Annotated in this window: 22 protein-coding genes; 13 read left to right on the top strand and 9 right to left on the bottom strand. The window is 71.4% G+C overall.

What is annotated here, in order from left to right; all coding sequences use genetic code 11:
- Positions 1-64: 64 nt before the first annotated feature.
- The 4 genes from VF557_01150 to serC form a co-directional block, all read right to left on the bottom strand.
- Positions 65-2,011, bottom strand: coding sequence for an ABC transporter ATP-binding protein (locus tag VF557_01150; GenBank protein ID HEX8078796.1), 1,947 nt, complete (start codon positions 2,009-2,011; stop codon positions 65-67).
- Complete coding sequence (locus VF557_01145) at positions 2,008-3,843, bottom strand: ABC transporter ATP-binding protein (GenBank protein ID HEX8078795.1); 1,836 nt, start codon at positions 3,841-3,843, stop codon at positions 2,008-2,010. The genes VF557_01150 and VF557_01145 overlap by 4 nt, the downstream gene beginning before the upstream one ends.
- Before the next feature lie 110 nt (positions 3,844-3,953).
- A complete protein-coding gene (gene sepH, locus VF557_01140; protein HEX8078794.1) occupies positions 3,954-5,279 on the bottom strand; it encodes a septation protein SepH in 1,326 nt (441 codons plus the stop codon).
- 115 nt (positions 5,280-5,394) lie between these two features.
- Positions 5,395-6,528 (bottom strand): phosphoserine transaminase, encoded by a 1,134-nt coding sequence (serC, locus tag VF557_01135; protein ID HEX8078793.1) that lies wholly within the window; start codon positions 6,526-6,528, stop codon positions 5,395-5,397.
- Between the two features lie 164 nt (positions 6,529-6,692).
- Here serC and VF557_01130 point away from each other — a divergent pair, with 164 nt between their 5' ends.
- Positions 6,693-8,105 carry an aldehyde dehydrogenase family protein gene (locus VF557_01130; GenBank protein HEX8078792.1) on the top strand — a complete coding sequence of 471 codons (1,413 nt, stop codon included), beginning with the start codon at positions 6,693-6,695 and terminating at the stop codon, positions 8,103-8,105.
- Positions 8,106-8,219: 114 nt separating this feature from the next.
- The gene (locus VF557_01125; GenBank protein ID HEX8078791.1) at positions 8,220-9,299 is read left to right on the top strand and encodes a methyltransferase; all 1,080 of its coding nucleotides are present in this window, start codon (positions 8,220-8,222) and stop codon (positions 9,297-9,299) included.
- Between the two features lie 69 nt (positions 9,300-9,368).
- On the opposite strand, the gene VF557_01120 is transcribed toward VF557_01125, so the two are convergent.
- The gene (locus tag VF557_01120) at positions 9,369-9,911 is read right to left on the bottom strand and encodes a dihydrofolate reductase family protein (GenBank protein ID HEX8078790.1); all 543 of its coding nucleotides are present in this window, start codon (positions 9,909-9,911) and stop codon (positions 9,369-9,371) included.
- A gap of 290 nt (positions 9,912-10,201) precedes the next feature.
- On the opposite strand from VF557_01120, the gene VF557_01115 reads away from it, so the two are divergent.
- Together VF557_01115 and VF557_01110 are read left to right on the top strand one after the other, a co-directional pair.
- Complete coding sequence (locus VF557_01115; GenBank protein HEX8078789.1) at positions 10,202-10,765, top strand: SgcJ/EcaC family oxidoreductase; 564 nt, start codon at positions 10,202-10,204, stop codon at positions 10,763-10,765.
- 26 nt (positions 10,766-10,791) lie between these two features.
- A complete protein-coding gene (locus VF557_01110; GenBank protein ID HEX8078788.1) occupies positions 10,792-11,295 on the top strand; it encodes a MaoC family dehydratase in 504 nt (167 codons plus the stop codon).
- A gap of 56 nt (positions 11,296-11,351) precedes the next feature.
- Here the strand turns inward: VF557_01110 and VF557_01105 are convergent, their stop codons facing one another.
- Genes VF557_01105 through VF557_01090 form a run of 4 tightly spaced genes read right to left on the bottom strand, consistent with a single transcriptional unit; the run spans position 11,352 to position 15,769 of the window.
- The gene (locus VF557_01105; GenBank protein ID HEX8078787.1) at positions 11,352-12,404 is read right to left on the bottom strand and encodes an LLM class F420-dependent oxidoreductase; all 1,053 of its coding nucleotides are present in this window, start codon (positions 12,402-12,404) and stop codon (positions 11,352-11,354) included.
- 2 nt (positions 12,405-12,406) lie between these two features.
- The gene (locus tag VF557_01100) at positions 12,407-13,537 is read right to left on the bottom strand and encodes an LLM class flavin-dependent oxidoreductase (GenBank protein HEX8078786.1); all 1,131 of its coding nucleotides are present in this window, start codon (positions 13,535-13,537) and stop codon (positions 12,407-12,409) included.
- Positions 13,534-14,595: an acyl-CoA dehydrogenase gene (locus tag VF557_01095; GenBank protein ID HEX8078785.1), complete on the bottom strand. Its 1,062-nt coding sequence runs from the start codon at positions 14,593-14,595 to the stop codon at positions 13,534-13,536. Before VF557_01095 ends, VF557_01100 begins: the two co-directional genes overlap by 4 nt.
- A gap of 25 nt (positions 14,596-14,620) precedes the next feature.
- Positions 14,621-15,769 carry an acyl-CoA dehydrogenase family protein gene (locus VF557_01090; protein ID HEX8078784.1) on the bottom strand — a complete coding sequence of 383 codons (1,149 nt, stop codon included), beginning with the start codon at positions 15,767-15,769 and terminating at the stop codon, positions 14,621-14,623.
- A 166-nt stretch (positions 15,770-15,935) separates the two neighbouring features.
- Here VF557_01090 and VF557_01085 point away from each other — a divergent pair, with 166 nt between their 5' ends.
- The 9 genes from VF557_01085 to VF557_01045 all read left to right on the top strand — a co-directional run bounded on the left by VF557_01085 (position 15,936) and on the right by VF557_01045 (position 22,927).
- The gene (locus tag VF557_01085; protein ID HEX8078783.1) at positions 15,936-16,136 is read left to right on the top strand and encodes a ferredoxin; all 201 of its coding nucleotides are present in this window, start codon (positions 15,936-15,938) and stop codon (positions 16,134-16,136) included.
- Positions 16,133-17,320 (top strand): steroid 3-ketoacyl-CoA thiolase, encoded by a 1,188-nt coding sequence (locus tag VF557_01080; GenBank protein HEX8078782.1) that lies wholly within the window; start codon positions 16,133-16,135, stop codon positions 17,318-17,320. The genes VF557_01085 and VF557_01080 overlap by 4 nt, the downstream gene beginning before the upstream one ends.
- Positions 17,321-17,329: 9 nt before the next feature.
- Positions 17,330-18,544 (top strand): CoA transferase, encoded by a 1,215-nt coding sequence (locus VF557_01075; protein HEX8078781.1) that lies wholly within the window; start codon positions 17,330-17,332, stop codon positions 18,542-18,544.
- A gap of 94 nt (positions 18,545-18,638) precedes the next feature.
- Positions 18,639-19,379 carry a 3-oxoacyl-[acyl-carrier-protein] reductase gene (gene fabG / locus VF557_01070; GenBank protein ID HEX8078780.1) on the top strand — a complete coding sequence of 247 codons (741 nt, stop codon included), beginning with the start codon at positions 18,639-18,641 and terminating at the stop codon, positions 19,377-19,379.
- A complete protein-coding gene (locus VF557_01065; GenBank protein HEX8078779.1) occupies positions 19,376-19,828 on the top strand; it encodes a hypothetical protein in 453 nt (150 codons plus the stop codon). The genes fabG and VF557_01065 overlap by 4 nt, the downstream gene beginning before the upstream one ends.
- A complete protein-coding gene (locus tag VF557_01060; GenBank protein ID HEX8078778.1) occupies positions 19,821-20,312 on the top strand; it encodes a hypothetical protein in 492 nt (163 codons plus the stop codon). The genes VF557_01065 and VF557_01060 overlap by 8 nt, the downstream gene beginning before the upstream one ends.
- 61 nt (positions 20,313-20,373) lie before the next feature.
- The gene (locus VF557_01055) at positions 20,374-20,625 is read left to right on the top strand and encodes an acyl carrier protein (protein HEX8078777.1); all 252 of its coding nucleotides are present in this window, start codon (positions 20,374-20,376) and stop codon (positions 20,623-20,625) included.
- 5 nt (positions 20,626-20,630) lie between these two features.
- On the top strand, positions 20,631-21,836 hold the full coding sequence (locus VF557_01050; protein HEX8078776.1) for a beta-ketoacyl-[acyl-carrier-protein] synthase family protein: 1,206 nt from the start codon (positions 20,631-20,633) through the stop codon (positions 21,834-21,836).
- A complete protein-coding gene (locus VF557_01045; GenBank protein ID HEX8078775.1) occupies positions 21,833-22,927 on the top strand; it encodes a beta-ketoacyl synthase N-terminal-like domain-containing protein in 1,095 nt (364 codons plus the stop codon). Before VF557_01050 ends, VF557_01045 begins: the two co-directional genes overlap by 4 nt.
- Position 22,928 lies beyond the last annotated feature (1 nt).

Below are 22,928 nucleotides of genomic sequence, written 5' to 3'. Positions count from 1 at the left end.
GGTCAACCGGATTTGGGCGGTCAGTGAGGAAGGAGCCGGCCCGAGGTTGGAGCAGCCGGCCCGCTCAGACCAGCGAGTCGAGCCAGGCGGTGTGCAGCGCGGCGTACCGGCCGTCCACGGTGGCGATCAGGTCGGCCGGGGTGCCGTCCTCGACGACCCGGCCGGCGTCGAGCACCAGCACCCGGTCGGCGATCGCCACGGTCGAGAGCCGGTGGGCGATGATCAGGGCGGTGCGCCCGCGCAGCACCGTGCGCAGCGCCTGCTGCACCGCCCGCTCGGTCGGGATGTCGAGGCTGGAGGTGGCCTCGTCCAGGATCAGCACCGCCGGATCGGCCAGAAAGGCGCGGGCGAACGCGATCAGCTGCCGCTGGCCGGCCGACAGCCGGCCGCCGCGCTTGCGGACGTCGGTGTCATAGCCGGCCGGCAGCCGCCGGATGAACTCATCGGCTCCGACCGCCCGGGCCGCCTGCTCGATCTCGGCCCGCGACGCGTCCGGCCGGCCGAAGGCGATGTTGTCGGCCACCGAACCCGAGAACAGGAAGCCGTCCTGGGTGATCATCACGACCGCGGTGTGCAGGTCGAGGTCCGACAGCTGGTTCAGAGCCACCCCGTCCAGCAGCACCTGACCCTCGGTGGGGTCATAGAACCGGCTGATCAGCTTGGCGATGGTGGTCTTGCCGGCGCCGGTGGCGCCGACCAGCGCCACGGTCTGGCCGCTGGCGATGCACAGGTCGAGCTCGTGCAGCACGGTGACCGGCCGCTCCGCCCCCGGGTCGTAGCTGAACCTGACCGAGTCGAAGCGGACCTCGCCGGCGGTGGGGTGGGGCAACGGCGCCGGGGTCACGGGCTCGGGGACCGCCGGCTCCTCGGCCAGCACCAGCGCCAGCTTCTCCATCGCCGCGGTCGCTGACTGCAGCGAGTTGTAGAAGATCGCGACGTCTTCCATGGGGCCGTAGAACTCCCGCAGGTAGAGCAGGAACGCGGTCAGCACGCCGAGCGCCAGGCCGCCCTGAGCCACCCGGTAACCGCCCGCGAAGAGCACCGTCACGGTGGCGACGTTGCCGATCAGGGTGACTCCGGGGATGAAGATCGTGTGCAGGTCGAAGACCTTGCGGTTGGCGTCGCGGTAGTCGGTGTTCAAGCCCTCGAAGATGGCGTCGTTACGGGGCTCGCGGCGGAACGCCTGCACCGCCCGGATGCCGTTGAGGGTCTCGACGAACTGCACGATCAGCAGCGCCACGGTCTCGCGGGTGCGGCGGAAGGCCACCGTCGAGTGCGCCGAGAACCACCGGAACAGCACCAGCAGCGGGAACAGCGCGGCCAGGGCGATCAGGGCCAGCCAGGGGTCGAGCACCAGCATCACGATCGAGATCACCACGATGTTCAGCAGCGCGAGCAGCAGGCCGTCCAGGCTGGAGTCCAGCAGCTCGCGCAGGGTGTCGATGTCAGAGGTGAGCCGGCTGATCACCCGGCCCGAGGTGAACCGCTCGTGCCAGGAGACGCTCAAGCGCTGGGTGTGGTCGAAGACCCGGCGGCGCAGGTCGAACAGGACCGCCTGGCCGACCACGCCGGTCCGGCGCAGGAAGATCCACTGCAGGATCCCGGACGTGGTGGCGGCGGTGACCAGCGCCCCGGTCAGCTGCATCAGGGTCCGGTAGTCGCCGTCCAGCGCGTCGGGCAGGCCGTGGTCGATCGCCATCCCGATCAGCAGCGGCGCCGCCATCGTGGTGAGCACCTGGCCGATCACCAGGATCAGCAGGATGATGACCTGGCGCCGGTAGGGCCGGATCAGCTCGAACAGCAGCCGCCGGGCCTCGGGGTTCAGGCGCGGCCGGCCCTCGGGCACCTCGACCTGCTCGTCCTCGGCCTCCTTGCGGTCATACCTGCCGCGCCACTGCACGACCGGCACCGCCGCCGGCTGCTCCGCGCCCGTCGCGCCGGACAGCTCCACGCCCGCCGCGCCGGACAGCTTGGCGTCGAGTGGCTTGGCGTCGGGTGGCTCGGTGCTCATACCCGGGCCTCCTCGACGTGCTGGGTGGCGTCCGGGGGAAGGTCGACGGAGCCGTCCTGGGACAGCAGGCTGCGGTAGGTCCGGTTGGTGGCCATCAACTCGCTGTGGGTGCCGACCGCGGCGATCCGGCCGCCGTCCAGCAGCGCGACCCGGTCGGCGAGCAGCACCGTCGAGGCGCGGTGGGCCACCACCAGGGCAGTGGTCGCGCCCAGCACCCGGCGCAGCGCCTTCTCGACCTGGGCCTCGGTGTGCACGTCCAGCGCCGACAGCGGGTCATCGAGCACCAGCACCCGGGGCCGGCCGAGCACGGCCCGGGCCAGCGCCAGGCGTTGCCGCTGGCCACCCGACAGCGACAGGCCCTGCTCGCCCACCCGGGTCTCCAGGCCGTAGGGCAGCTCGTGGACGAAGCCGGCCTGCGCGATCTCGATGGCCTCGGCGATCTCGTCGTCGGTGGCCTCGGGGCGGCCGAGGCTGAGGTTCTCACGCACGCTGGCTGAGAACAGGGTGGCCTCTTCGAAGGCGGTGCTGACGGTGCGGCGCAGTTCCTCCAGCCGGAGCCGGCTCACCGGCACGCCGTCGATCAGGACCGCGCCGCCGGTCACGTCGTGCAGCCGGGAGACCAGCGAGGTCAGCACGGTCTTGCCCGATCCGGTGGAACCGACCAGGGCCATCGTCTCGCCCGGCGCGATGTCGAGGTTCAGCTCATGCAGGGTGTCGGCGGCCGCGCCCGGGAACCGGAAGCAGACGTTGTCGAAGCGCAGCTGGGCCGGCTGGCTCCACGGCGCGCTGATACGCGCCGGCTCCGCCGGGTCGGTGATGTCGCTGGCGGTGTCGAAGACCTCGAACAGCCGGGCGGTCGCCGCGACGGTCTCCTCGGTGCCGGCGATCAGCCAGCCCATCGCCATCAGCGGCCAGTTCAGCCGCAACTGCAGGGTGATGAACGCCACCAGGTCGCCCTGGCTGAGCGAGCCGCGCCCGACTGCCAGGATCCCGAAACAGGTCACGCCGGCCAGCACCAACTGCGGGTAGGTGCCGATGATCGTCCACAGGGTGGCCAGCGTCCGGTTCTTTCCCAGCTCGGCCTCGCGCAACCGGCTGGCGTCGCCGGTGAAGGTGCGCAGCAGCTGGCCGCGGCGGCCGAAGGACTTGATCACCCGGATTCCCAGCACCGACTCCTCGACGCCGGTGGCCAGGTCACCGGTCAGGTCCTGTGCCTTGCGGGCCTCGATGTTGTAGCGCCGCTCGTAGTGCCGGGTGACCACGGCCAGCGGCATCATCACCACGCAGACGCCCAGGCCCAGCAGCGGGTGCAGCTTGATCATCATCGCCAGCACCACCACGATGACGGCCAGGTTGGCCACCACGAAGACGGCCATGAAGCCGACGAACCGGCGCAGCATGCTCAGGTCGCTGGTCACCCGTGACAGCAGCTGGCCCGAGGGCCACCGGTCGTGGAAGCTGACCGGAAGGCGCTGCAGGTGCTGGTAGAAGTCACGGCGCAGATCGGTCTCGATGGCCAGTGACGAGACGTTCATCGCCCACCGCCGGACACCGAAGAGCACCGCCTCGAGCACCCCGAACAGCAGCGCCAGCCCGATCAGCGGGTACATCCCGGACGGCTCGCCGCGGGCGATCGGGCCGTCGATCAGGGCGGCGGTGATGATCGGAAGGATCGACTGGACGACCATTGCCATGGTGGCGATGACCAGCATGAAGATCAGGTAGCCGCGGTAGGGGCGCAGCCAGGGCCACAGGCGCAGCAGGCCGCGTACCGAAGCGTGCGAGGCGGCCTCAAGGCCGGTCGCTGGTGCCTCGTTCGCCGCGGATGTCACGGTGACTCACCCTACGACGGCGCCCTGACAACGGGCCAATGGTTTTAGACCCGGTTCAGGTGCCCGGCAGGCCCCCTCAGCCGCCCTCAGCCAGAGAGCCAGTCAAAGGGTCAGTCTGATTTGTGCCGAACGCCGAGCAGGATGTCGTCCCAGGACGGCATCCGGGGCTTCTCGCCGGATCGCCGGCCTCGCTTGTTCTGCCCGTCACCGGCGCCCGTCCGCGCGCTGACCAGGTCGCTGTCGCCGCCCGCGTCCTCAGCCTCGGCGCTCTGGTCCTCGGCCGCGGGCATCGCCGTGGCGGTGTTGCCCCGACCGGAAGGCGCCGGCTTGAACAGCTCCTCGGCGGGGACGAAGTCCGGCTGCTCGAAGTCCGGCTGCTCGAAGCTGGGCGAGTCCGTGATCTCGGGCGCGGCCGGCTCGGGCGCGGTGGTCGGAGCCTGACCGCTCCCCGGCGCGACCATCTCGGAGCTCGCGCCGTCGCGGGCCTCGCCGCTGGGCCGCTGAGCCCGGTGCCGCGGCGGGGTGCTGGTCGCCGCCTTGTCGCGGCCGGCCTCGAACGGCAACGGCGGCTCGTGCCAGGGCTGCTGCTCGAAGGCGTCCTGGTCGAACAGCTCGTCCTCGGTGTGGATCGGAACCGGTCGGGTGTGGGCCTTCTGCCGGCGTGACGGGGGCCGGACTGCCCCACCGGTCTCCTGCTGGCGCGCCGGCGCGTCGGCCCGGCCGGGATTGGGCACCGCGGTCAGGCGCGGCGGCGGCGCGGCGTCCCAGTCCGGCGCCCACTCAGCCGGGTCCGCGACCGGCTCGGGCGCCGGCGGTGGGGGCAGCAGCGCCTGCACCGGCCGGTCCGAGAGCAGGTCGGCGGCGATGTCGTCCAGCGCCGAGACGGTGCGGTTCACCAGCGCGAAGGAGAACTTCGCCAGCACGTCGCGCTCGTGCGAGCTGAACTTCGAGGTGACCGTCCAGCCGCCGTCCTCGCGCCGGTAGGCGTCCCAACGCACCGACGCCGGGTCGACGCCGTGCCGCCCGAGCCGGCTGTCGATCAGCTCACCGAACGGCACCAGCAGCCCGTCGCCGCCCCGCCGGGCCCGCGCCCGGCGGGCCTCGTCGGTGACCCGAACCCGTTCCTGCAACACCGGGAAGGCGAAGCGCATCACTCGCTCCAGCGGGATGCCGGCCTCGTCGGCGACCGCCTGGGCGCTCTCGCCGGATCGCACCCGGACCTGGATCTCACGGGGAGTCGGCACCGGGCCGCTGCTTTCTGCCGGCGTGGATTCCGGCGTCTCGGTCTGCTGATCTGGTTGAACCGTGGCCATGGTGCGCAGCCGGTCGTCCAGCGACAGGGCGAAGCGCTCACCCTCGAGGCTGCCGGCTTCGACCGCTTCCACGATCAGGGACGTGCCGTCCTCACCGGGACCGACCAGACGCAGCACTCGCATGCCCGCGACGATACGGTGACCGGCCCCGGAAACTGATTGTCCACGCCGTGGCCGCCCCGAAGATGGACAGCACAGCCGGCTCGGTCCAACAACCGGCCCAACAACCGGCCCCGGCTCAGTCGAGCCGCGGCACCAGCCAGTCGATGCAGGACGTCAGGGCCGAGATGTCGTCGGGGTCCACGGCCGGGTACATTCCGATCCTGAGCTGGTTGCGCGCCAGCCCCCGGTAGGGCTCGGTGTCGACGATGCCGTTGGCGCGCAGGGCCTTGGCCAGCCGGCCGGCGGGCACCTCGGCGGCGAAGTCGAGGACGCCCACCACCGAGCTGCGCACCGCCGGGTCGGTGACGAACGGGCTGGCGAAGGCCGAGTCGGCGGCCCAGGAGTACAGCCGGGCGGCGGATTCGGCGCTGCGCCCGGTGGTGTAGGCCAGCCCGCCACGTTCCAGCATGTCCTCGATCTGGTGGGCCAGCAGCCACAGGGTGGCGATGGCGGGGGTGTTGTAGGTCTGGTCCTTGGCGCTGTTGTCGATGGCGGTGACCAGGTCCAGCGACGGCGGGATCCAGCGCCCGGACGCCCTCAGCTCAGCGGCCCGGTCCAGCGCCGCCGGAGAGAAGAAGGCGATCCACAACCCGCCCTCGCCGGCGAAGCCCTTCTGCGGCGCGAAGTAGTAGACGTCGCTCTGGCTCACATCGACCGGCAGGCCGGCCGCCGCCGAGGTGGCGTCCACCAGGTGCAGCGCTGCCGGCTCGGCGCCGGCCACCCGACGCACGTCGAGCATCACCCCGGTCGAGGTCTCGTTCTGCGGCCAGGCGTAGGCGTCGATGCCCTCCTCGCACTCGGGGTAGGCCGCCGCGCCGGGTTCGGCCGGGCGCAGGCTCGGCTCGGCCAGGAAGGGCGCGCCGCGGGTGACGGCGGCGAACTTGGCCGAGAACTCCCCGATCGTGACGTGCTGGCTGCGGCGCCGGACGAGGCAGAACGCGGCCGCGTCCCAGAAAGCGGTCGAGCCGCCGTTGCCCAGCACCACCTGGTAGCCGGGCGGCAGCCGGAACAGGGTGCTCAGGCCGAACCGGATCCGGCCGACCAGCGACTTCACCGGGGGCTGGCGGTGCGAGGTGCCCAGCACCCGGTGAGCCCGCTCGCCGAAGCTCCGCAGGGTGTCCGCGGGGACCTTGGACGGCCCCGAGCCGAACCGGCCGTCCCGGGGGAGCAGCTCGGCGGGAATCACCGGGTACGGCTGGGGACGGCTCACCGGTCCAGTATCCCAGCCGGTTCGGGCGCGCAGCGCGTCACGTGCGCCCCGCACGGTCGAAGCTGCGCTGCCGGCGCGGGACCGGACACCATGGGGACGGCCCGCGGACCGGGGCCCGGCCGGGTTGGGAGAGGGCTGCTGAGCGTTGGGCGAGAGGACCGTCGATGGCTGAGTTCGCCATGACCATCGACGGGTCACCGGTCACCGGCGGTCGCCTGCCGGTGCTCAATCCGGCCACCGCCGAGGTCTTCGCCCACGCGCCGGCCTGCACGCCCGAGCAGCTGGACCAGGCGGTGGCCGCGGCAGCCCGGGCGTATGAGAGCTGGCGGCGGGACGACGAGGAGCGGCGGGCGGTGCTGCGCCGGGCCGCCGCGACGATCCTGGCCTCGGTCGGCGAGCTGGCTCCGTTGCTCACCGCCGAGCAGGGCAAGCCGCGTTCGGAGGCGGCCACCGAGGTCCGGGTCGCCGGCTCCTGGCTGCGGTACTACGCCGACCTGGAGATCCCGCGCGAGCTCGTGCAGGAGGACCGGCGCGGCCACGCCGAGGTGCGCCGCCGCCCGCTCGGGGTGGTCGCGGCGATCACGCCGTGGAACTACCCGATCGCGCTGGCGCTGTGGAAGATCGCGCCCGCGCTGCGCGCCGGCAACACGATGGTGCTCAAGCCCTCGCCCTACACCCCGCTGGCGACGCTGGCGCTGGGCCGGTTGCTGAGCGAGGTGCTGCCGCCCGGCGTGCTGAACGTGATCAGCGGACCCGATCCGCTCGGAGCCCTGCTGGTGGGTCATCCGACGCCCCGGAAGATCAGCTTCACCGGGTCGGCGGCGACCGGCCGGCTGGTGGCCGCGGCCGCCGCGGCGGACCTGAAGCGGGTGACCCTCGAACTGGGCGGCAACGATCCGGCGATCGTGCTGGACGACGCCGACCCCGAGGCGATCGCCGACGCGCTGTTCTGGGGAGCCTTCGCCAACAACGGCCAGATGTGCATGGCGGTCAAGCGGGTGTACGTGGCCCAGCGCCGGTACCCCGAGGTGGTGGCCGCGCTGGCCGAGCGGGCCCGGACGGTCCGGGTGGGCGAGGGCAGCGAGAAGGCCAGCCAGCTCGGCCCGGTCAGCAACCGGGCGCAGTTCGACCGGGTCGCCGAACTGGTGCGGGACGCGCTGGCGCGGGGCGCGGTGGCTGTCGCCGGCGGCGCGGCGCTGGAGCGGCCCGGCTACTTCTTCGCGCCGACGATCCTGGCCGGGGTGTCCGACGGCGTCCGGGTGGTCGATGAGGAGCAGTTCGGCCCGGTACTGCCGGTGATCGCGTATCGCGACGTGGACGAGGCGGTGCGCCGGGCCAACGGCACCGAGTACGGGCTGACCGCCTCGGTGTGGTCACCGGACCTGGAGCGGGCCGCCGCGGTGGCCGCCCGGCTGGAGGCCGGCCAGGTGTCGGTGAACGTGCACGCCGGCGCGGTCCGTCCGGACCTGCCGTTCAGCGGCCACAAGGCAAGCGGCATCGGCGTTGAGAACGGCCTGTGGGGCCTGTACGGCTACACCGACGTTCAGGCGCTGACCCGGCCGGCCATCGGTCGCTGACCCGGATCGGCGCCCGCGGACCGGCGGTTGCGGGCCGGTGCGCATAGCAAGAGATGCGCGGCCACCGGCGGCTGCGCACGATGGGCAAGCCCTTACTCCGAAAGGTATCCGACTATGACGCAGTCAACCCCGCCCGGCGGCGCGACGCCGGCGCAGCCCCCGATGGCTGGCGGCGGCCCACCGTCACCACCGGTGAAGGACACGGTCTCAACGGCGCGGCTTGCCGACCTCGCCGACTACGTCGTGCCCTTCACGTTGCGCGCCATCTGCGGGTTGAGGGTTGCCGATCATCTGGCCGCCGGTCCCCGCTCGGTCGAGCAGCTGGCCGAGCTGACCGGTTCGCACGCCCTGTCGTTGCACCGGGCGCTGCGGGCGCTGGCCAGCCGGGAGATCTTCGCCGAGGTCGAGCCGGGGGTGTTCGAGCTGACCCCGCTGGCGCAGCCGCTGCGCAGCGACCACCCGGCGTCCTTGCGCGAGGCCTATCCGCTGCTGGCCCCCGACGTGCGTGCGTGGGCCGCGATGGATCACACCCTGCGCACCGGTGAATCCGCTTTCGAGCACGCGCATGACGGCAAGGGCTACTGGGAATACATGGCCGAGCATCCACGCGACAACGAGCTGTTCAACGCCTCGCAGCGATCGGTCACCCACCGCGAGCTGCGCGCGATGCTGTCGGCCTACGACTGGGGCGTGTTCGGCACCATCGTCGACGTCGGTGGCAACAACGGCGCGTTCCTGGCCGGCATCCTCGAGGCCTTTCCCTCGGTGCGCGGCATCGTGTTCGACCAGCCGCACGTGGTCTCCGGCGCCCGCGAGGTGCTGGCCGACCGAGGCGTCGCCGACCGGTGCGAGGCGGTGGGCGGTGACATCCTCCAGACCGTGCCGGCCGGCGGCGACGCCTACCTGCTCAAGCGGGTGATGTACGCCTTCGACGACGGCGATTCGCTGGCGATTCTGCGCGCCATCCGCGCCGGCATGCACGCCGGCAGCCGCCTGCTGCTGATGGAGCCGTTGCTGGAGCCGGGCAATGAATTCGATTGGGGCAAGCTCTACGACGTGTTGCTGCTGGTGATGTCCGGCGGCGGCGGCCGCAGCCTGGAGGCCTTGCAAGAGCTGTTCGCCAAGGCCGACCTGGAGCTGGTACGCGTCCTCCGCACCCGGACGTTGCCGATCATCGAGGCCCGGCCGATCTGAGCCGCGGCGCCTGGCTGTGGTGGCCGACAGCCGGCCGCGCTGGTTTGCCCAGCGCGGCCAGGCTGTCGCTCACTCCGACTGCGCCCGGTAGGCGGTGTAGACCACGCCGGTGCTGAACGTCTTGGACTCGGCCAGCTCGAGGTCCAGCCGCTCGGACTCGTCGGGGAACAGCCGGTCTCCCGAGCCGAGCACGATCGGATGCACCATCAGATCCAGCTCGTCGAGCAGGCCCGCGCGCAGCAGCGCCCGCACCACGGTGGGACTGCCGGGAATCTGAATGTCCTTGCCCGGCTTGCCCTTCAGCTTCGCGACCACGTCGGCCAGCTCGCCGGCGACCAGCTCGGAGTTGGCCCAGTCCAGCGGCTCGGTGAGCGTGGTGGACAGCACGTACTTGTGCGAGCCGTTCATGAAGTCCGACATCAGGTTGCTCTCCATGTTCGGCCACAATTCGGCGTAGTCGAGGTAGGTGCGCCGGCCGATCAGGATGGCGTCGGACTCAGCCATGCCGGCCGCGATGACCTCGTTCATCTCCTCGCCCTGCCGCACCCAGTCCTCGGCCCCATCGACGACCCCGTCCAACGTGATGGCCAATCCAGCTTTCAACTTGCGCATCCATTTACTCCTGTGATCTCAGGGGTTCCGCTCCAGCCGTCGCCGAGTGCGACGTTCGGGGCCTGGCGCGGTCAGCCTAGAACAGGCCGGCACCGGCTGCGCGGGCAGGCACTCTTCGACGCTGCCCGGCCGCCGTCCGTCGGGTGGCGGACCGGCCGGCCCGCAACAGCGAAGGTGCGCCTGATGCCCTGATAATGCGACGGTCGTGGGGAGCAGCCAGCGGATGGGCCTTCGGGGCTCGGCGCGCGCTCATGCGACTTCCCGATGACTCAACGAAAGCGAGAACGCCCATGACCGCGACCAAGTCGACGCCAGCCGCCAAGTCGACAGCCGCCAAGTCGGCAGCATCGAAGCCGGCAGCAGCGAAGCCGGCAGCCGCCAAGTCGGCAGCAGCGAAGCCGGCAGCAGCGAAGTCCGCGCCGCCGGCCAAGCCGGCAGCACCGGCCGGCGGCGGCCTCACCGCTGCCGATTACGCCGCCATCGCCGCTGTGCCCGCGCGGATGATCGCGGCCTGGGCCGCGCACGACAGCGACACCTTCGCCGACCTGTTCACCGAGGACGGCACGCTGATCCTGCCGGGCGTCTACAAGAAGGGCAAGGACGCCATCCGGGCCTACATGGCGGCGGAGTATGCGGGCGCCTACCAGGGCACCACGGTCACCGGCGCCCCGGTCGAGATCAAGCCGCTGAGGGCGGGGGCGGTGGCGCTGATCAGCCAGGGCGGCGTGATTCCGGCCGGCCAGACCAAGCTGCCCGACGAAGCCGCCATCCGGGCGTCCTGGATCCTGGTCAAGCGCGGCCGCAAGTGGCTGCTCGCGGTCTACCAGAACTGCCCGCGCGACCTGGCGGCCTGAGCCTCGTCCGACCCGGACACCGGCGGATGAGCGCCGCTCCCGGCAGCTCGCCCGCGGGCTCTCCGACGGCCGGGGCGGGGATCGTCTTCGCCTCGGTCGGCGAGCTCACGGCCGCGGTCGGCCGCCATCTCGGCCCCAGTCGGTGGCTGATGGTCGACCAGGACGTCATACAGAACTTCGCCGACACGACCGGTGACCGGCAGTGGATTCACCTCGATCCCGATCGAGCCGCTGCCGGCCCGTTCGGCGGCACCGTCGCCCACGGCTTCCTGGTGCTGTCACTGATTCCCACGCTGGTCTATCAGGTGTACCGGGTGCGCGGCATCCGACTGGCGGTCAACTACGGCCTGGACCGGGTGCGCTTTCCGGCGGCCCTGCGCGCCGGCGGCCAGGTGCGCGCCGCAGTGGAGTTGCGCTCGGTGACCGAGTGCCCCGGTGGGGTGCAGGTGGTCACCCGGGTCACCGTCGAGGTCGCCGGCGCCTCCAAGCCGTGCTGCGTCGCGGACACGGTGGCCCGGCTGTACCTGTGAGAGAACCGCGCCCGCCGAGCGGGGCCGTGCCGGTCGGGAACCGGGCGCCGATCGTGCTAGGTGGCCGTTCCTGAGCGGTCGAAGGCCTCGGCGAGCAGCCGAAGGGTGTGCAGCCCGGCCTTGACGTCGCGGCCGAGCAGGCCGACCGCCAGGGTCGTCACACCGGCCGCGGCGAAGCCCCGCAACCGCTCGGTCACCCGGTGCGGTGACCCCAGCAGCGAGGTGTCGTCGATCAGCTGGAGCGGCACCGCGGCGGCCGCCGCGAGCTTGTGGCCGGCCAGGTAGAGCTCCTGCACCTGCCGCGCCTGGCTCCGGTAGCCCATCCGGGACGCCAGCTCGTTGTAGAAGTTCTGCTGCCGGCTGCCCATCCCGCCCACGTAGAGCGCGGCGTACGGGCGCACCGCCGCCGCGCACGCTTCGACGTCGTCGCCGAAGGCCACCGGCACCGTCGGCGCCACGTCGAAGCCGGCCAGCTTCTGCCCGGCCCGGATCCGACCGGCCTCGATGGCGCTGAGCTGCTCGGCGGCGTAGTCGGGCGCGAAGAACGTCGCCAGCCAGCCGTCGGCGATCTCACCGGCCAGCTCGAGGTTCTTCGGCCCGACCGCCGCCAGGTAGATCGGCAGCTGGTCCCGGATCGGCCGCAGGCTCAGGCGCAACGCCTTTCCGGGCCCGTCCGGCAGCGGCAGCGGGTAGTGCGCCCCCTCGTGGACGACCCGCTCCCGGCTCAGCGCCAGCCTGACCACCTCGACGTATTCGCGGGTGCGGGCCAGCGGCTGGCCGAACCGGACGCCGTGCCAGCCTTCGGACACCTGCGGGCCGGAGATCCCGAGCCCGAGCCGGAACCGCCCCTGGGACAGCACGTCCAGCGTGGCGGCGGTCATCGCCGTCATCGCCGGGGTGCGGGCCGGTACCTGCATGATGGCGCTGCCCAGGCCGATGGTGCTGGTCTGGCCGGCCAGCCAGCCCAGGGCGCTGGGCGCGTCCGAGCCGTAGGCTTCGGCAACCCAGACCGAGTCGAAGCCCAGCCGCTCGGCCTCCCGGGCCAGTGCCAGGTGATTGGCCGCGGCCCCCCGGCCGACGTGGTATCCGAGGTTGAGGGCTAGCCGCATCGCTAGTCCCGCAGGTCGCTGCCGGCCGGCTCGGCCAGCAGGCCGCGCTTGCGCAGCAGGGGCATTACCCCTTCACCGAAGGCGTAAGCCTCTTCCAGGTGGGGCTGGGCGGACAGGATCAGGTGGCTGAGCCCGAGGGAGTGGTACTCCTCGATCCGCTCGGCGACCTCCTCGTGGCTGCCGACCAGCGCGGTGCCGACACCCGGACGGACCAGGCCGTAGCCGGCCCAGACGTTGGGGTAGATCTCCAGGGCGTCGAGGTTGCCGCCGTGCAGGGCGGCCATCCGCCGTTGCCCCTCGGACTCGGTGTTGCGAAAGCGTTTCTGCGCCTGGGCGATCCGCATCGGGTCCATGCCCTCCACCAGCTGCCGGGCGACCTGCCAGGCCTCGGCGGAGGTGTCCCGGCTGATCACATGGAACCGGGTGCCGAAGCTCAACTCCCGGCCCTGCCGCGCCGCCAGCTCCCGGGTGGCGCCGATCAGCTCGGCCATCGCCGGCGGCGATTCACCCCAGCTGAGAAAGACATCGCCGTGCTGGGCGGCCACCTGCTGCGCGGCCGCCGACGAGCCACCGAGGTAGATCAGCGGCCTGGCCGGGTGCGGCCGGCTGAGCAGGCCGGCGGCGATCCGGTAATGCTCACCGGTGAAGTCGAACCGCTCGCCCGACCAGGCCCGCAAGAAGACCTCGAGGAACTCCCCGGTGCGCTGGTAACGCTGGTCGTGCTCGAGCCAGTCGCCGTAGCGCCGTTGCTCGTCGGCGTCGCCGCCGGTGACGATGTTGAGCTGCAACCGGTCACCGGAGATCCGCTGGAAGGTGGCGGCCATCTGGGCGGCCAGCACCGGCGACACGAAGCCCGGCCGCAGCGCGATCATGAACTTCACCCGGCGGGTTCGGGCGACCAGCGCCGCGGCCACCACCCAGGGATCCTCGCAGAACAGCCCGAACGGGGTCAGCATGCCGGTGAAACCGAACCGGTCGACCGCTAGCGCCACCTGGCCCAGGTAGTCGATGTCGGGTTCGCGCCGGGCGCCGGGCACGGGCGGACCGTCCGACGGTTTGGCCAGTTCCCGGCCATCGCCGTGCGAGGGCAGGAACCAGTGCAGTTCCAGGGGCGGGTTCGGTGTCGCGTTCACGCTGGGGCCAGTGCTCCTTCGATCCGGTCGGCTGCCGCTGGGGTGAAGAGCTCGCCGGCGATGACCTCCAGCGGGTCGGGCCCCGCGGCGGCCCGGGCCTGCAAGGACAGCGCTCGGCGGTACCAGCGGTGCAGCGGGTACTCCCAGGTGACCCCGAGCCCGCCGGTGACCTGCATGGCGACCTCGCAGCCGCTGACCGCCGCACGGATGCCGGCGTGCACCGCGCACGCGATCGCCTCGGCGGCCTGGTCCGGCTCGTCGGCGAGCACGCAGGCCGCCCGGTAGGCAAGCGAACGGGCAAGCTCCACCGCGGCGTAGCTGTCGGCCAGTTGATGGGCCACCGCCTGGAACGAGCCGATCGGACGGCCGAACTGCGTCCGGGTCTTGGCGTAGTCGACCGCCAGTTCCAGCACCCGGTCAGCGACTCCCACCGCCTCGCATGCCAGCAACACCTGCCAGCGCCGCTCGATCGCGGCCAGCACCGGCCCGGTGGCCGGCGCGTCGAGTAGCAGCCTGGCCGGCGCGCCGACCAGGCGCAACCCGGCGGTGATCCGCAGCGGATCCACGCCGGCCCGCTCGGTCAGGCTGACGCCCGCACCATCGGGTTCGACGGCGAACAGCGCGGTTCCGGCAGGGGTGCTGGCGGCTAGGACGATCTCGGTGACCGATCCGGCCTGCGACACCGACGGCACCTGCCCTGTCAGCGACCAGCCGGTCGCCTGCTGGCGCGCCTGGCAACCGGTCGAGCCGTCGGCGAGGGTGGCCGGCCCGGGCAGCGGCAGCCCGGCCGCCTGGTACACCGGAAGCGCCAGCGCGACCGTGACCCACCACGGAACCGGGTGCAGCGCGCGACCGCCCTCCTCGGCCAGCAGCGCCAGTTCCAGCAGCTCCAGCTCCGGATCCAGCCAGCCCTGCCGTAGGAGTTCCGGCCAGGCCTGGCCGTCGGCGCCGACGCCGTCGGACAGTTCGGCGATCAGGGTCAGCGGGTAGGACTGGCTCAGGTAGTGACGGGCTGCCGCCTTCAGCTCACGCTGGTCCTGGTTGAGGGTGAAATCCATTCGCCGTCCTTTTTCCTTTGTGGGGTCAGCGGGTTCGCGGCAGGCCGAGCACCCGCTCAGCGACGATCCCGCGCAGGATCTCTGAGGTGCCGCCCTCGATGCTGTTGGTGCGGCTGCGCAGGTGCTGCTGCTGCCAGTAGCCCGACCAGAAGGCCTGCGGCCCGTCGAAGGCGGCGTCAGGGCCGAGAACCCGCAGCGCCAGCGCGGTCAACCGCTGGTTGGCCAGCGACCAGCCCAGCTTCAGGATCGAGCTCTCCGCACCCGGCTCGCCGGTCCGCTGCAACTCGGCAAGGGCCCGGTAGCCGGTGAATCGCAGGCCCTGCAGCTGCACGTGGAGTTCGGCGATCTCCTTGCGCACCAGAGGATCGGAGCCCGCGCCCAGGGTCAGCACGGTCTGGACCAGCCGGTCCAGCTCGGCCGACAGCCGGGAGGTCAGGGTGATGCCGAAGGTACCGCGCTCGTGGGCCAGCGTCGTCATCGCCACCCGCCAGCCCTGGCCCACCGGTCCCAGCACGCTGTCGGCCCCGACCACCACGTCGGTGAGGATCACCTGGTTGAAGTCGGTGTCGCCGGACAGCTCGCGCAGTGGCCGGACCTGCACGCCCGGCGCCCGCATGTCCATCAGCAGGCAGGTCAGGCCATGGTGCTTGACCGCCTCGGGATCGGTCCGGACCAGCAGCAGGCAGTAGTCGGCCAGGTGGGCGTAGGAGGACCACACCTTCTCGCCGTCGACCTGGTAACCCTTCGGATGGGCTCGCGCCCGGGTGCGCACCGAGGCCAGGTCAGAGCCCGCGTCCGGTTCGGAGAAGCCCTGGCAGAAGATCGTCTCGCCGGACAGGATCCCCGGCAGGAATTCCGCCAGCTGGGCCTGGGTGCCGTACTTGATGATGGTCGGCCCGACCATGTTGAGCCCGATCACGTTGACGTGGTCGGGGGCCCCGGCCAGCGCGCTCTCTTCGGCGTAGATGGCCTGGTACGCCGCGGGCAGGCCGCGGCCGCCGTGCTCGACCGGCCAGCTGAGACCGGCGTAGCCGGCTTGGTAGAGCGACTTGCTCCAGGCCCGCAACCGCTCGGAGTCCCACTCCTGGGGCACGCCGGCGGGTATCTGCCCGCTCAGCCAGTCACGTAGCCGGGTCCGGAACTCGCCCTCGTCCTGACTGTCGCCCAAGCGCATAGTGGCACGTTAACCCAACGCCATCAGCCAGTCCCGATAGCGGATGACAATCAGCACGCCGGGATAAGAACCTTATTCGTAAAGCAGATTCTACCGTTCGGCACGATAGGAGGCGCACCCCGCGACGGTAGGTGGACACCATGGTGGCACAACGGAAAGGTGCGCCATGACGAGGGTGATCGTCGACCCCCAACTGTGCGACAGCACCGGGCTGTGCAGCGCGATCGCGCCCGAGGTCTTCGAGCTGACCGAGCGCGACGAGCTGGTGGTGCACGCCGAGGCGGCCGAGCTGGCTGACTGGAGCCCGCTGGAGCAAGCGGCCCGAGCCTGCCCGAAGCTGGCGATCACCTTGCGGGACCTGCCTTGACGGCGCCGCTGACCGACCGCAGCCCGGTGATCGTGGCCGCGACCCGGACCCCGATCGGCAAGCGTGGCGGCTGGCTCGCCGGCCTGAAGGCGGTCGAGTTGCTGCGCCACGTCCAGCTCGAGGTGATCGCCCGGGCGGGCATCGATCCTGACCAGGTGGAGCAGATCATCGGCGGCTGCGTGACCCAGACCGGTGAGCAGAGCCTCAACATCACCCGCAACGCCTGGCTCAGCACCGGCCTGGACCCTGGCGTCGGCTGCTCGACGGTGGACGTCTCCTGCGGCTCGGCGCAGCAGGCCAACCACTTGATCTCGGCGCTGATCGCCGCCGACGTCCTGGACGTCGGGATCGCCTGCGGTGTCGAGTCGATGAGCCGGGTGCCGATGGGGGCCAACCTCTACCAGGGACCCGGCCACTACAAGACCGCCGACTACCCCTGGCAGGACCCGCCGCACTCGCAGTTCGGTGGCGCGGAGCGGATCGCCGAGCGCCAGGGCATCAGCCGGGACGACGCCGACAGCTACGGCGTCCAGTCCCAGCAACGCGCCGCGCTGGCGTGGGCCGAGGGCCGCTTCGACCGCGAGGTGACCAGCGTGCTGGCGCCGGTGCCCGGACCGGACGGCGCCGCCACCACCGAGCTGCGCCGCGTCAGCCGCGACCAGGGGCTGCGAGAGACCACCATGCAGACCCTGGCCGGGCTGCGTCCCAACGTCGAGGGCGCGGTGCACACGGCTGGAACCACGTCACAGGTGTCCGACGGCGCGTCGGCCATCCTGTGGATGTCGTGGGAGCGGGCCCGGGCGCTCGGCCTGCGACCCCGGGCCCGGCTGGCCCACCAGGTCGTCACCGGCGCCGATCCGTACTACCTGCTGGACGGCCCGGTGGTGGCGACCGAGCGCATCCTGCGCCGGGCCGGCATGAAGCTGGGCGATGTCGATGTCACCGAGGTGAACGAGGCGTTCGCCGGTGTGGTGCTCAACTGGATGGCGGCTCACGACGCCGATCCGGAGCGGGTCAACGTCAATGGCGGGGCGATCGCGCTGGGCCACCCGCTGGGCTCCAGCGGCACCCGGCTGCTGGTCACCGCGCTGCACGAGCTCGAGCGCACCGGCACCGAGACCGCGCTGGTCACCATGTGCTGCGGCGGCTCGCTGGGCACCGCGTCGCTGCTGCAGCGGATCTAGTCCCGCCGGATGCGCAAGCAGGACTTCTACCGCGATGCCCAGCCCGGCTCGGACGGCCCGCTCGCCGGCATCCGGGTGCTCGGGGTGACCAAGGTGTGGTCGGGGCCGCTGGCCACCTGCGTGCTGGCCGACCTCGGCGCGGACGTCATCGACATCGAGCTGCCGACGGGTCGGGACGGGGCGGTGCCGCCCAACATCCCCGGCACCGGACTGTCCTGGTTTCGCGAGACGGTGCACCGCAACAAGCGCAGCGTCGCGCTGGACCTGCGGGAACCGGCCGGCCGGCAGGACTTTCTGCGGCTGGTGGCGACCGCTGACCTGGTGGTGGAGAACTACAAGCCCGGCACCCTGGACGGCTGGCAGGTCGGCTACTCCGACTGCCGGCAGGTCCGTCCGGACCTGGTGTTCGTCTCGATCTCGGGCTGGGGCCAGTACGGTCCGAACGAGCACCTACCGGCCTATGACCCGGCGATCCAGGCGGCCGCCGGCTGGATGGCGCTCAACGGCGAGCCGGACGGGCCGCCGCTGCGGGCGCCGACGTTCCTGGCTGACGACCTGGTCGGCCTGCATGCCGCGATCGGCGCGCTGGCGGCGCTGGCCCACCGCGACCGCACCGGCCAGGGCCAGCAGGTGGACGTGTCGATGATGGACGCGTTGCTGTTCAGCAGCAGCGGATTGCCGACCTTGGCGGCGACCGGCGCGCCACCGCCCCGGCTGGGCAACGAGACCGACTTCGTGGTTCCGTCCAATGTCTATGCCTGCCAGGACGGCCACCTCTACCTCGCGGTGGCGTTGAGCAAGCACTGGCGCGCGCTGACCGAGGTGCTCGGCACGCCGGAGCTGGCCAGCGCGCCGGGATACCGCACCAACGCCGAGCGGCTGGCCAACCGGAGCGCGATCAACAGCCTGGTGGCGCGCTGGTGCGCCGGCCGGCCGGTGGCCGAGGCAGTGGCGGCGCTCGCCGAGCGCGGGTTGGTGGTGGCGCCGGTGCGGACGCTGGCCGAAGCGGTCGCCGACCCGCACGTGGCGGCTCGCGAGATGTTGCAGCAGACGGTGCTCAGCGACGGCTCCTCGGCTCCGCTGGTCGGGCCGCCGGTCAAGTTCTCGCGCACCCCGACCCGGATCCGGCATGCCGCGCCGGCGCCGGGCGCGAACACCGCGGAAATCCTCGATGACCTGGCCGTCTCGGACACCCTGGCGGATCACCCGGCAAGTGACGAGTGAATCAAACCCTCGGCCCGCGGTTAGGGTTTTTCGCAGTGCATGTCGCACGAATCCACATTCGATCCGCGAGTGATCTCGCGATGAGGAGGGCCGCGTGGCCGAGCAGCACCGGGCCCTAGTCACGGGAGCCTCGCGCGGGATCGGCCGCGCGGTCGCGCTTCGGCTTGCGCGGCAAGGGTATGCCATCGCCGGCTGCTACCAGAACGAGAGCGAGGCGTCCCGGCAGACCGAGGCCGACCTGCGCAAGCTGGACGTGGAGTGCTACTTCGCCCAGTGCGACGTCGCGAACCCGAAGGCGGTGCAGGAGTTCGTCGACGCCGCCGGGGAGGCTATCGGCCAGATCGATCTGCTGGTCAACAACGCCGGCATCACCAAGGATCACCCGTTGGTGCTCGGCACTCCGGAGGTCTGGAACGCGGTGATCAGCACCAACCTGTCCGGAACCTGGAACTTCTGCCGTGCGATGACCTTTCAGTTCATGAAGAATCGCCGCGGCGCGGTGGTCAACATGTCCTCGGTCTCCGGGGTCTACGGCAATGCCGGTCAGACCGCTTACGCGGCCAGCAAGGCCGGCATCATCGGGTTCAGCAAGTCACTGGCCAAGGAGGTCGGCTCGTACGGCATCCGGGTCAACGTGGTGGCCCCCGGCTTCATCGAGACCGACATGACCGATACGCTCGGCAAGAAGTTGCGGTCACAGGCCATGGCCAACATTCCGTTACGCCGATTCGGCCAACCCGAGGATGTCGCCGAGCTGGTGGCGTTCCTGCTGTCCGAAGACGCCTCCTACATCACCGGGCAGGTCTTTCACGTCGACGGGGGCATCACGCTGTGACCCGCACCGCCGAAGCGGGGTGGGTGCGGACACCGGACACGGTCGGGGTTGCCGCGCCGCTACGAGCCGTCGAGCAGTGGCAGTGCGAGCCCGACGGGGACGCGATGCTGCTGACCGCCCGGGTGGGGGTGCACGGCGATGACCCGAACCTGCGCGGTCACTTTCCCGGATTGGCCATCTTTCCCGGCATCTTCGTGATCGAGTCGCTGTGCCAGGCGATGGCGCACGCCTTCGGATGGGAGGCCGCTGGCCGGCCGGTGCTGCGCACCCTGCGTTCGGTGCGGTTCCTGGCGCCGCTGCTCGACGGGGACGAGCTCACCCTGCGGGTCACCGTGACGCCGGCTGCCGGTGGCGGCTGGTCGGCCAAGGCAGTGGGCACCCGGTTGGACGGCACCGTCGCGGCCCGGATCCGGGCCGACTTCGCGGCGGGCCGGGCCAGCGATGCGTGAACATGCCGATGTTCGAGCGGTGCTGCCGCAGCGCTTTCCGCTGCTGCTCGTCGACCGGGTTCTGGAGTTGGAGTCGGGCCGCCGGATCAGCACCATCAAGGCGGTCACCGGAACCGACGCCTGCTTCGCCGACCTGCCCGAGGGCGCGCAGAACCAGGATTACAGCTACCCGTACTCGTTGATCGTCGAATCGTTCGGGCAGAGCGCGGCGTTGCTGTGGCTCGACGGGCGGCTGCCTACTCCCGGCGACGATCAGGTGCTGATGTTCGTGGGGGCCACCGATTTCAGCTTCGAGGGCACCGCCCATCCGGGTGACGTCCTTCGGCACGAGGTCCGGATCGACTCCGTGATCGCCGACACCGCCTTCGCCTCGGGCGAGATCTGGGTCGCCGATCGCCGGCTGGCCACCGTGGCCACCCTGGTCGCCACCCGGCGCCCGGTTCGCCCGTCCGAGCCCGGTGGGCCGGTGCTCGAGCCGGCCTGACCTTCCCACCACACGTTTCACCGACAGTCCCGTCACCGAATTGCCGATGAGAAGGATCACTATGAATCAGGAAGAGCAGCAGCTCGAGGATCTCCGCGCCATGGTCGCCGAAGTGCTCGAGGTGGAGCCGGAAGAGCTGAGCGACACCGGCGACTTCATGGAGGACTACGAGGCCGATTCGTTGCGCGCCATCGAGATCCTGGCCCGCATCGACAAGATGTACAAGGTCGAGATCCCGCAGGCCGAGCTGCCCGAGCTGCGCAACCTCAAAGCCGTGCACGCCGCCCTCACCCGGCACTCGGTCCAGGGCTGAGCGACATGGTTCGCGTCGCGGTCACCGGGCTCGGCCCCGTGTCGAGCATCGGAATTGGCGTGTCGGCGTTTGCTGAAGGGTTGCGAACCGGCCGGTCCGGCATCTCGGCGATCACTAGTTTCGATCCGACGGGCTTTCCTCACCAGAACGCCGGGGAGGTACAGGACTTCAAGCCCGCCGAGTACCTGCGCCAGCTCGACCCGAGCCGGTGGGGACGTTCCAGCCAGTTCGCGGCCAGCGCGGCGCGGCTGGCGCTGGCCGACTCCGGCCTGGACCTGTCCCAGGTGGATCCCAGCCGGGCGCACGCGGTCATCGGCACCACCAGCGGCGAGTCGCAGGTGGCCGAGGCGTTGACCGCGCAGCTGGTCAACGGCGGGTTCGAGTCACAGGATCCGGCGTTGCTCAGGCAGCTGTCGGCCAACCGGCTGGCCAACGCGGTCAGCGAGGAACTCGGCCTGCAGGGCGAGTCGCTGACGATCGCCACCGCGTGCTCGGCCAGCAACTACGCCATCGGTTACGGCTATGACCTGCTGATCACCGGTGAGGCCGACGTGGTGTTCACCGGCGGCGCCGATTCGGTTTGCCGTTGGGCTCACGCGGGATTCTTCCGGCTGGGCGCGCTCACCGGCACCGCCTGTGCCCCGTTCGACCGGGACCGCTCGGGGATCCTCACCGGTGAGGGCGGCGCGGTCCTGATGCTCGAGACGTTCGAGCACGCCCAGGCGCGTGGCGCGCGGATCTACGCCGAGCTGCTGGGCTACGGGCTCAACTGCGACGCCAACCACCCGGTCTCGCCGGACCAGGCGAGCATCACCGAGTGCATGCGGTTGGCGCACCGCAACGCCGGCATCGAACCGGAAGAGGTCGATTACATCAGCGCGCACGGCACCGGGACGGTGGCCAACGACCTGATCGAGGGCCGGGCGATCCTGGAGGTCTTCGGGTCCAACCCGCCGCCAGTGAGCTCGATCAAGTCGATGATCGGGCACACCATGGGCGCGGCCTGCGGGTTCGGCGCGATCGCGGCGGTGACCGCCATCGACCAGGGCTTCCTGCCGCCGACGATGAACTGGGTCAACCCGGATCCGGAACTCACCGGCATCGACCCGGTGCCGAACGAGGCCCGCCCGGCCAGGGTCCGGGTCGCGCAGAACGACGGGTTCGCCTTCGGTGGCAACAACGCCATCGTCATTCTGGGAGCGGTGGCGTGAGCGAAGTCGTCATCACCGGGTGGAGCGCGCTGACCTCGGCCGGCATCGGCGCCGACGCGCTGGCCGAGCACCTGGCCGGCGTGGACCACGGTTCGACGCGGGCCAGTTCCGGAGTGGCTGTCAGCCAGCTCTACGAGGAGCCGCTGCCGTCGCCGACCGGGCACGCCCTGGCCGACTTCAACGCCCGCGCCGAACTGGGCCGCAAGGGCACCAGCTCGTTCGACCGGACCACCGCCCTGGCCGTGGTGTGCTGCCAGGAGGCGCTGCGCTCGGCGGCGCTGGAGCTGGACGACAGCTCGCGGACCCGGGTGGGGGTGGCGCTGGGCACCAGCCTGGGCAGCTTCAAGTCCACCAGCGACTACAGCCGCGAGACGCTGGTGCAAGACAAGCCCTACCTGGTCAACCCGGTGCTGTTTCCGAACTCGGTGATGAACTGCGCGGCCGGGCAGGTGGCGATCCGGTTCGGCCTGCGCGGCGTCAACGCCACCATCGCCGGTGGCACGCTGGCCTTCCTCAACGCGGTGCGCTACGCCTGCAACACCCTTGACCGGGGCTACGCCGACGTGATGCTGGCCGGCGCGGTCGAGGAGTACACCCCGCACCGGGCCTGGGCCTCGCACCTGACCGGCGCCACCGCCGCGGTGGCGGCCGGCGAGGCAGCCGGGGTGTTCGTGCTGTCCCGGCCGGCGCCGATTGACATGTCGACCGGCAACGAGGCGCGGATCATGTCGGTCAGCACCGGGTTCGGCCCGGGCGGCGAGGAGCAGGCCGAGCAGGCGCTGGCCGGCTGCGTCCAGCGGGCGGTGCGGCAGGCCGGGATCGATCCGGCGGACATCGAGACGGTGTTGACCGGTGAGGCCGAGGACAGCGAGGACCGCGAGTACGGCCCGGTGGCGCGTGCGCTGGGCCACCGGCCCCGGCGGGTGCTGGCCAAGCGGCTGCTCGGCGAGTGCGACGCCGCGTCCGGCGCGGTGGCGCTGGCAGTCTTCCTGGCCCCGCGAACCAGTGACAGCAGCGTCCGGTCCGGGCTGGGCCTGATCACCGGCCGCGGGCCCGACGGCGCCGTCGGCGCCGCGATCGTGCGGGGGTAGG

It is taken from the genome of Jatrophihabitans sp., from assembly GCA_036389035.1.
Lineage (GTDB): Bacteria > Actinomycetota > Actinomycetes > Mycobacteriales > Jatrophihabitantaceae > Jatrophihabitans_A.
This window is presented reverse-complemented; position numbering and strand designations above follow the sequence as displayed.

Coding starts and splice junctions, on each gene's coding strand:
- VF557_01120 (HEX8078790.1), bottom strand. CDS start 9,911: ATGCGCAAGTTGAAAGCTGGATTGGCCATCACGTTGGACGGGGTCGTC.
- VF557_01075 (HEX8078781.1), top strand. CDS start 17,330: ATGCGCAAGCAGGACTTCTACCGCGATGCCCAGCCCGGCTCGGACGGC.
- VF557_01125 (HEX8078791.1), top strand. CDS start 8,220: ATGACGCAGTCAACCCCGCCCGGCGGCGCGACGCCGGCGCAGCCCCCG.
- VF557_01055 (HEX8078777.1), top strand. CDS start 20,374: ATGAATCAGGAAGAGCAGCAGCTCGAGGATCTCCGCGCCATGGTCGCC.
- VF557_01095 (HEX8078785.1), bottom strand. CDS start 14,595: ATGGATTTCACCCTCAACCAGGACCAGCGTGAGCTGAAGGCGGCAGCC.
- VF557_01090 (HEX8078784.1), bottom strand. CDS start 15,769: ATGCGCTTGGGCGACAGTCAGGACGAGGGCGAGTTCCGGACCCGGCTA.
- VF557_01085 (HEX8078783.1), top strand. CDS start 15,936: ATGACGAGGGTGATCGTCGACCCCCAACTGTGCGACAGCACCGGGCTG.
- VF557_01060 (HEX8078778.1), top strand. CDS start 19,821: ATGCGTGAACATGCCGATGTTCGAGCGGTGCTGCCGCAGCGCTTTCCG.
- VF557_01110 (HEX8078788.1), top strand. CDS start 10,792: ATGAGCGCCGCTCCCGGCAGCTCGCCCGCGGGCTCTCCGACGGCCGGG.
- VF557_01150 (HEX8078796.1), bottom strand. CDS start 2,011: ATGAGCACCGAGCCACCCGACGCCAAGCCACTCGACGCCAAGCTGTCC.
- VF557_01115 (HEX8078789.1), top strand. CDS start 10,202: ATGACCGCGACCAAGTCGACGCCAGCCGCCAAGTCGACAGCCGCCAAG.
- VF557_01130 (HEX8078792.1), top strand. CDS start 6,693: ATGGCTGAGTTCGCCATGACCATCGACGGGTCACCGGTCACCGGCGGT.
- VF557_01050 (HEX8078776.1), top strand. CDS start 20,631: ATGGTTCGCGTCGCGGTCACCGGGCTCGGCCCCGTGTCGAGCATCGGA.
- VF557_01105 (HEX8078787.1), bottom strand. CDS start 12,404: ATGCGGCTAGCCCTCAACCTCGGATACCACGTCGGCCGGGGGGCCGCG.
- sepH (HEX8078794.1), bottom strand. CDS start 5,279: ATGCGAGTGCTGCGTCTGGTCGGTCCCGGTGAGGACGGCACGTCCCTG.